The following is a 5,082-nucleotide window of genomic DNA, read 5'->3' as shown; positions in this document are numbered from 1 at the left end:
AGCCGCACTTCGGACACCGGATAACGCCGTCGGGCCAGCGCAACGTCCGAACGCTGTCGTAGCACTTGGCCTCTTCCAAAAGGTGTGTCAGGGTTAGCATGAGATCGCAGAGCAGGTGCACTTTAGTGTTCAGCCTAGCGAATACATCATCTGCTTGCAGGTCACCTCCCTGAAACACCTATTGAGCCTTAAATTATTTAGTGAATCCGCAAAAAAATCATCTTTTCTTGCAGGTCGGATGTCGGAAATATAGGAAAAGTCGTATGCAATTACGATAGAGGAAGGACTGGATGGCCACACTATTACTGACAAACGGTTGTCGACCACTATTAATACAACAGGACTGTCAGAAGTTATTAAGGTATCTTCCTTAAAAAAATGTCTTTTCGTTGTCCATGAACATTGAAGGGCATATAGAACTTCGGCAGGATCGTTTGTCTCAACAGTATACCCAATTTGCTTTAATAAGGATGCCTGAAGATAGCCTCCAAAGATTTTGTTAAGTTTCTCAATCCGCTCAAATTTTTTGTCGCAAACGTATCTAGAAGACTTGAAATGAAGTTCAATGAGCAGCCAGATAAGCGCAGAGCTGTATTGATGAGCTGTGGCTTTATTGTCAGTTTTCCAAAGAAGTGTTTCTCCCCAGGCAATGCGGCTTTCCGTTTCCTTAGGTTCTTTTCTTGAGAAAAAATAGTCCTTCTGACATTGCCCCTTTATTGATGCAGTTTTCCACTGGTTGTTTACTAGGGCGAGAATTTTTTTGCCACTAGAATCACATGCAAATCTCCTCAGGTAAGCTTGAGGAACAAAATGCTGATTTTTGAATTCAGCCATGCCTAATCGCCATGATAAATAGCTTCTTTTTACTTGCTACCTAGCTTTGATTTCTGAAATCTTATCAGGCAAACGGGATCTCCTATATAAGTTCGTAGACCACAAATAATTTTATAGCAATTCTTGATGGAGTGAGGTGTACGATCTACAAGCCATCAGCGGTGTATTTGCAAAGCAATGCACCCTACGGTTGCTCGAGGTCTTGGTTTTTGAGCATATTGCCAAGGTAGAGGTAAACAAAATCTTGGGCTGCCTGCTCATTTAAGCTTTTCAGAGCTTCTACGATGTCGGCAACCGTTTCTGCGGTAGGGTCGCGCTCTTCATGGAACCACTTGTAGATAGCCGATCGCTGCAAGCCCATCTTTACCGCCAGACTATTCTGGCTAATGCCGTACTGCGTGAGAACTTCCCGTAGCGCTTTCCCTGCTCTTCCCATGCCCCCATCGTCCCAAAGGAGCCGAGCATCGTAAATGTAATCGCAAGAGATGACATTCTGGCGACGAGTGCTGTATGATGCGCTTGTCATCTTAAGAGATTACATTCTCAAGGTATTCCCATGCCGCAAGCCTTCATCCCCTCAATCCTGGCCAACCCTGCACTGCAAGTCACCATCGAGCCTGCCGCCGAGCCGGGGCGAGAGACCATTCGCATATTGGTTATTGGTACTGCCCACGGCTGCGATCGCATCATCCACGAGCTGTACCGCCTCGGCTTTGCCGAAGTACGTGAATGGAGTAAACCCCAGCCCACCGGGCGCATCAACGAAATCATGCGCGTTCTCACCCGCTACGTGCTGGTGGAGTAGCGGTGGCTAGTGGCGAGAGAAACCGGGTTTCTGAACGTTAAATCCTGGCGAATAGCAAAAACGCCGCAAGAAACCCGGTTTCTGGGTAGAAAGCATCAAGTTAGTTTTAAGACAGCCATAAAGGCTTCCTGGGGCACATCAACGGTACCAACAGCCTTCATGCGCTTCTTACCCTTGGCCTGCTTTTGCAGCAGCTTTTTCTTCCGCGAAATATCGCCGCCGTAGCACTTAGCTAGCACATCTTTGCGCAGGGCCGGAATGCTCTCACTGGCAATAATGCGGCTGCCGATCGCCGCCTGAATTGGAATTTTGAACTGGTGGCGGGGAATCAGTTCCTTCAGCTTTTCGACCAGGGCCTTGCCCACAAAGTAGGCCTTGTCGCGGTGCACAATGGAGGCCAGAGAATCGACCGGGTCGCCATTGATTAGCACATCGAGGCGCGACAGGTGGTTTTCGCGGTAGCCAATCAGGTGGTATTCCATGCTGGCGTAGCCCTTGCTGCGCGACTTCATCTGGTCAAAAAAGTCGGTCACCACCTCGGCCAGGGGCACCTCGTAAATTAGGGTGGTGCGGCCCTGGGCCAGGTACTTCATATCTTTGAACTCGCCCCGGCGGCCTTGGCACAGCTCCATCAGCGCACCCACGTACTCTTCGGGGGTAATCATGTCGAGCTGCACGTAGGGCTCTTCGATCTTTTCGCGGGCCTGGGGGTCGGGCAGAGTGCTGGGGTTGTCGATTTCGAGCACCTCGCCCTGAATGGTGGTGACCCGGTAAATTACTGAGGGCGCGGTGGTAATCAGATCGAGGTTGTACTCACGCTCCAGGCGTTCCTGCACGATTTCCATGTGCAGAAGGCCCAAAAAGCCGCAGCGAAAGCCAAACCCCATAGCGCTGGAGGTTTCGGGCTCGTACTGCAGGGCCGCATCGCTAAGGCGCAGTTTTTCGAGAGCTTCTCGCAGTTCTTCAAACTGGTCTGAAACGGTGGGGAAGAGGCCGCAGAAGACCATCGGTTTGGCTTCGGCATAGCCCGGTAGCGCTTCTTTGGCCGGGTTTTGCACCAGGGTAATCGTGTCGCCCACGCGGGCATCTTCCACCGCTTTAATGGAGGCGGCAAAGTAGCCTACTTCCCCGGCGTGAAGCTCGTCTACCTGAATTTGGGTAGGGGCCAGCACGCCCAGTTCATCGATTTCGTACTCTTTACCCGAGACCATCAGCCGCACTTTGTCTTTGCGGCGAAGGGTGCCATCCATCACCCGGAAGTAGACGATGACGCCCCGGTAGCTGTCGTAGTAGCTGTCGAAGATCAGCGCTCGCAGGGGCTGATCGACGGTGTCGGCGGGGGGCGGCACCAGGTAGACAATCGATTCTAAAATTTCGTCAATGCCAACCCCCTGTTTGGCAGAGGCGAGAATGGCACCGCTGCAGTCAAGGCCGATAATGTCTTCGATTTCTTGCTTGATGCGCTCGGGATCGGCCCCCGGCAGGTCAATTTTGTTGAGAACGGGGATAATCTCTAGGTCGTTCTCTAGGGCCAGGTAGACGTTGGCCAGGGTTTGGGCCTCGACCCCCTGGGAGGCATCGACCACCAGCAGGGCTCCTTCGCAGGCGATCAGCGATCGCGACACCTCATACGAAAAATCGACGTGCCCTGGGGTGTCGATCAGGTTGAGTACGTAGTCTTTGCCGTCCTGGGCCTTGTAGTTCATGCGGGCGGCCTGGAGCTTGATGGTAATGCCCCGCTCCCGCTCTAGGTCCATACTGTCGAGGAACTGAGCCTTCATTTCGCGATCGCTAACCGTACCGGTGCGCTGCAGCAATCGGTCGGCCAGGGTCGATTTGCCGTGGTCGATGTGGGCAATAATCGAAAAATTGCGAATCTGAGAGACGGGAACCTCGGTCATACGAAGGCTTACCAGCAATAGCGGTTTACAGACTTTAATATTGTAAGCCCTCGCCTGGGTGAATGCTCGCAGGTGAGCCAGGGGTGAGCAGATAGGTGGCGGGGGTTGGGCTAGACGACATCTAGTCTTCGCAAATGCTTAGAGGCTTGCGCCATGGTAGATGCGATGCGAGGACGACTACCCAAGCATCGCATCCAATTATTTGAGAATGAAAGTTTCTTGAAGCAGGCCCGGAGAAACAGGCTGAGATTTGGTGGGAAGATAAACTTGTTATGTCAAGAACCTCAGACCTACTACCTGGAGGTTTAGGGATGACCACACTAGACCTAACCACCCTAGGGCGTAGACTTAAGGCAATTACACTATCACCTCCTGGTAGCTCAGGCGATCCACTATGCAACACTCTGCCCCCCATTCCGGCGAACGGTCGGCGGATAAAGTCGATCTCTCCGTGCAAATCGACAAAGACCTGCTCGACCAGGTAACCCACCTTAGCTCTGACCCCAGCAAGGTGATCGATGTGGCCCTGCGCCAGTGGCTGCGGGGCGATCGCCGCTACGAAGATGACCTGGTGCGCCATCTGCCCCGCAACCCCACCGTGCCCCCCAAAGGCGAATGGAACGATTGAGGGAAAACGAATTTGGGGTTTGCGGTTTACGGTTTGCAATTTGCGGTGCAAGGTATCAGGCCGCCCCTTGAACCTTAAACCTGACACCCTAAACCACCTAATTCATCTCTACTAGAGCCATCCGTGCAGTCGGTTGGTTAACATAGGAACGTTCTGGCCTCCCACCCCTATGCGATCGCCACGCTCCATTCCTGCTTTGGCTACAGACAGCCAAATGGATCCTATCTCCGTTTGGATGATGGTGCTGAGCCCTAGCGGCCTTGTGGAGTCGGTGCAAACGGTGGGGGCAAAGGCATTGCCAGCGGCGCTGACGACCAACTGGGTAGGGCGATCGCTAGGCGAAATTGTCTCGTTCGCCAATCCTCAAGTCCTGGGGCAGGCCCTTCACACACTGGCCACCCACCACGACATTGTGCAGCTACCCGGTCGCTGCCCGCTGGGTTCTCACAGCATTGATGTGCAGTGGCTGCTACAACCCCTGCTAGGGCCAAATGGTGGCCTATTTCGGATTGCCGCCACGGGCTACCTGGCCGATCAGCACGGTCTGGCCGAAATCCCCTGGTTGCGAGTCGCTCCAGCGGTGACCACCGAGATTGCACCGGCAGCCTGCACTCAGCTCCAGACCTACTCGCCTCGGCTCAACCAAATTACCCGCAATGTTCGCTGGACACTTGATTTAGAAATCATCCGTCAGCAGACGGTAGAAGGCCTCGGAGACCTTTTTAACGCCGATCGCTGTCTGGTGTTCAGCTGCAACACGGCCCCTAATCGGGCTCCTGAGGCCGCTATGGTCACTGCTGAATACCTGCGATCGAGCGATCTACCCCTCTTGCAGGGGCAGGTGTGGCTACTAGCCGAGACTCCGTGCCTCAGCGCCGCAGCCCAGGCGTCGGTCGCCGTGGTGCCCCCCCGAC

Annotated in this window: 6 protein-coding genes and 1 pseudogene; 3 read left to right on the top strand and 4 right to left on the bottom strand. The window is 53.7% G+C overall.

Annotated features, from left to right (window positions below):
• From IQ273_RS36160 to IQ273_RS30160, 3 genes are all read right to left on the bottom strand, one after another.
• The coding region (locus IQ273_RS36160; protein ID WP_194021068.1) for a transposase at positions 1-100 on the bottom strand (100 nt) is incomplete at its 3' end.
• Between the two features lie 29 nt (positions 101-129).
• Entirely contained in the window at positions 130-834 is a 705-nt protein-coding gene (locus tag IQ273_RS30165; RefSeq protein WP_194026788.1) for a DUF4238 domain-containing protein, read from the bottom strand.
• A gap of 184 nt (positions 835-1,018) precedes the next feature.
• Positions 1,019-1,360: a helix-turn-helix transcriptional regulator gene (locus IQ273_RS30160; RefSeq protein WP_313898299.1), complete on the bottom strand. Its 342-nt coding sequence runs from the start codon at positions 1,358-1,360 to the stop codon at positions 1,019-1,021.
• A 30-nt stretch (positions 1,361-1,390) separates the two neighbouring features.
• On the opposite strand from IQ273_RS30160, the gene IQ273_RS30155 reads away from it, so the two are divergent.
• The gene (locus IQ273_RS30155; RefSeq protein WP_194026787.1) at positions 1,391-1,639 is read left to right on the top strand and encodes a hypothetical protein; all 249 of its coding nucleotides are present in this window, start codon (positions 1,391-1,393) and stop codon (positions 1,637-1,639) included.
• Positions 1,640-1,734: 95 nt separating this feature from the next.
• Here the strand turns inward: IQ273_RS30155 and lepA are convergent, their stop codons facing one another.
• Positions 1,735-3,540 carry a translation elongation factor 4 gene (lepA, locus tag IQ273_RS30150; protein ID WP_194026786.1) on the bottom strand — a complete coding sequence of 602 codons (1,806 nt, stop codon included), beginning with the start codon at positions 3,538-3,540 and terminating at the stop codon, positions 1,735-1,737.
• A gap of 394 nt (positions 3,541-3,934) precedes the next feature.
• On the opposite strand from lepA, the gene IQ273_RS30145 reads away from it, so the two are divergent.
• Together IQ273_RS30145 and IQ273_RS30140 are read left to right on the top strand one after the other, a co-directional pair.
• Positions 3,935-4,168 (top strand): hypothetical protein, encoded by a 234-nt coding sequence (locus IQ273_RS30145; protein WP_194026785.1) that lies wholly within the window; start codon positions 3,935-3,937, stop codon positions 4,166-4,168.
• A 169-nt stretch (positions 4,169-4,337) separates the two neighbouring features.
• Positions 4,338-5,082, top strand: a pseudogene (locus IQ273_RS30140) (histidine kinase); the annotation flags it as partial.

The organism is Nodosilinea sp. LEGE 07298 (assembly GCF_015207265.1).
In the GTDB taxonomy this organism is placed as follows: Bacteria; Cyanobacteriota; Cyanobacteriia; order Phormidesmidales; family Phormidesmidaceae; genus Nodosilinea.
This window is presented reverse-complemented; position numbering and strand designations above follow the sequence as displayed.

What these genes read in the sequence shown, in the direction of transcription:
- IQ273_RS30165 (WP_194026788.1), bottom strand. Translation starts at nt 834, where the DNA reads ATGGCTGAATTCAAAAATCAGCATTTTGTTCCTCAAGCTTACCTGAGG.
- IQ273_RS30160 (WP_313898299.1), bottom strand. Translation starts at nt 1,360, where the DNA reads ATGACAAGCGCATCATACAGCACTCGTCGCCAGAATGTCATCTCTTGC.
- IQ273_RS30155 (WP_194026787.1), top strand. Translation starts at nt 1,391, where the DNA reads ATGCCGCAAGCCTTCATCCCCTCAATCCTGGCCAACCCTGCACTGCAA.
- lepA (WP_194026786.1), bottom strand. Translation starts at nt 3,540, where the DNA reads ATGACCGAGGTTCCCGTCTCTCAGATTCGCAATTTTTCGATTATTGCC.
- IQ273_RS30145 (WP_194026785.1), top strand. Translation starts at nt 3,935, where the DNA reads ATGCAACACTCTGCCCCCCATTCCGGCGAACGGTCGGCGGATAAAGTC.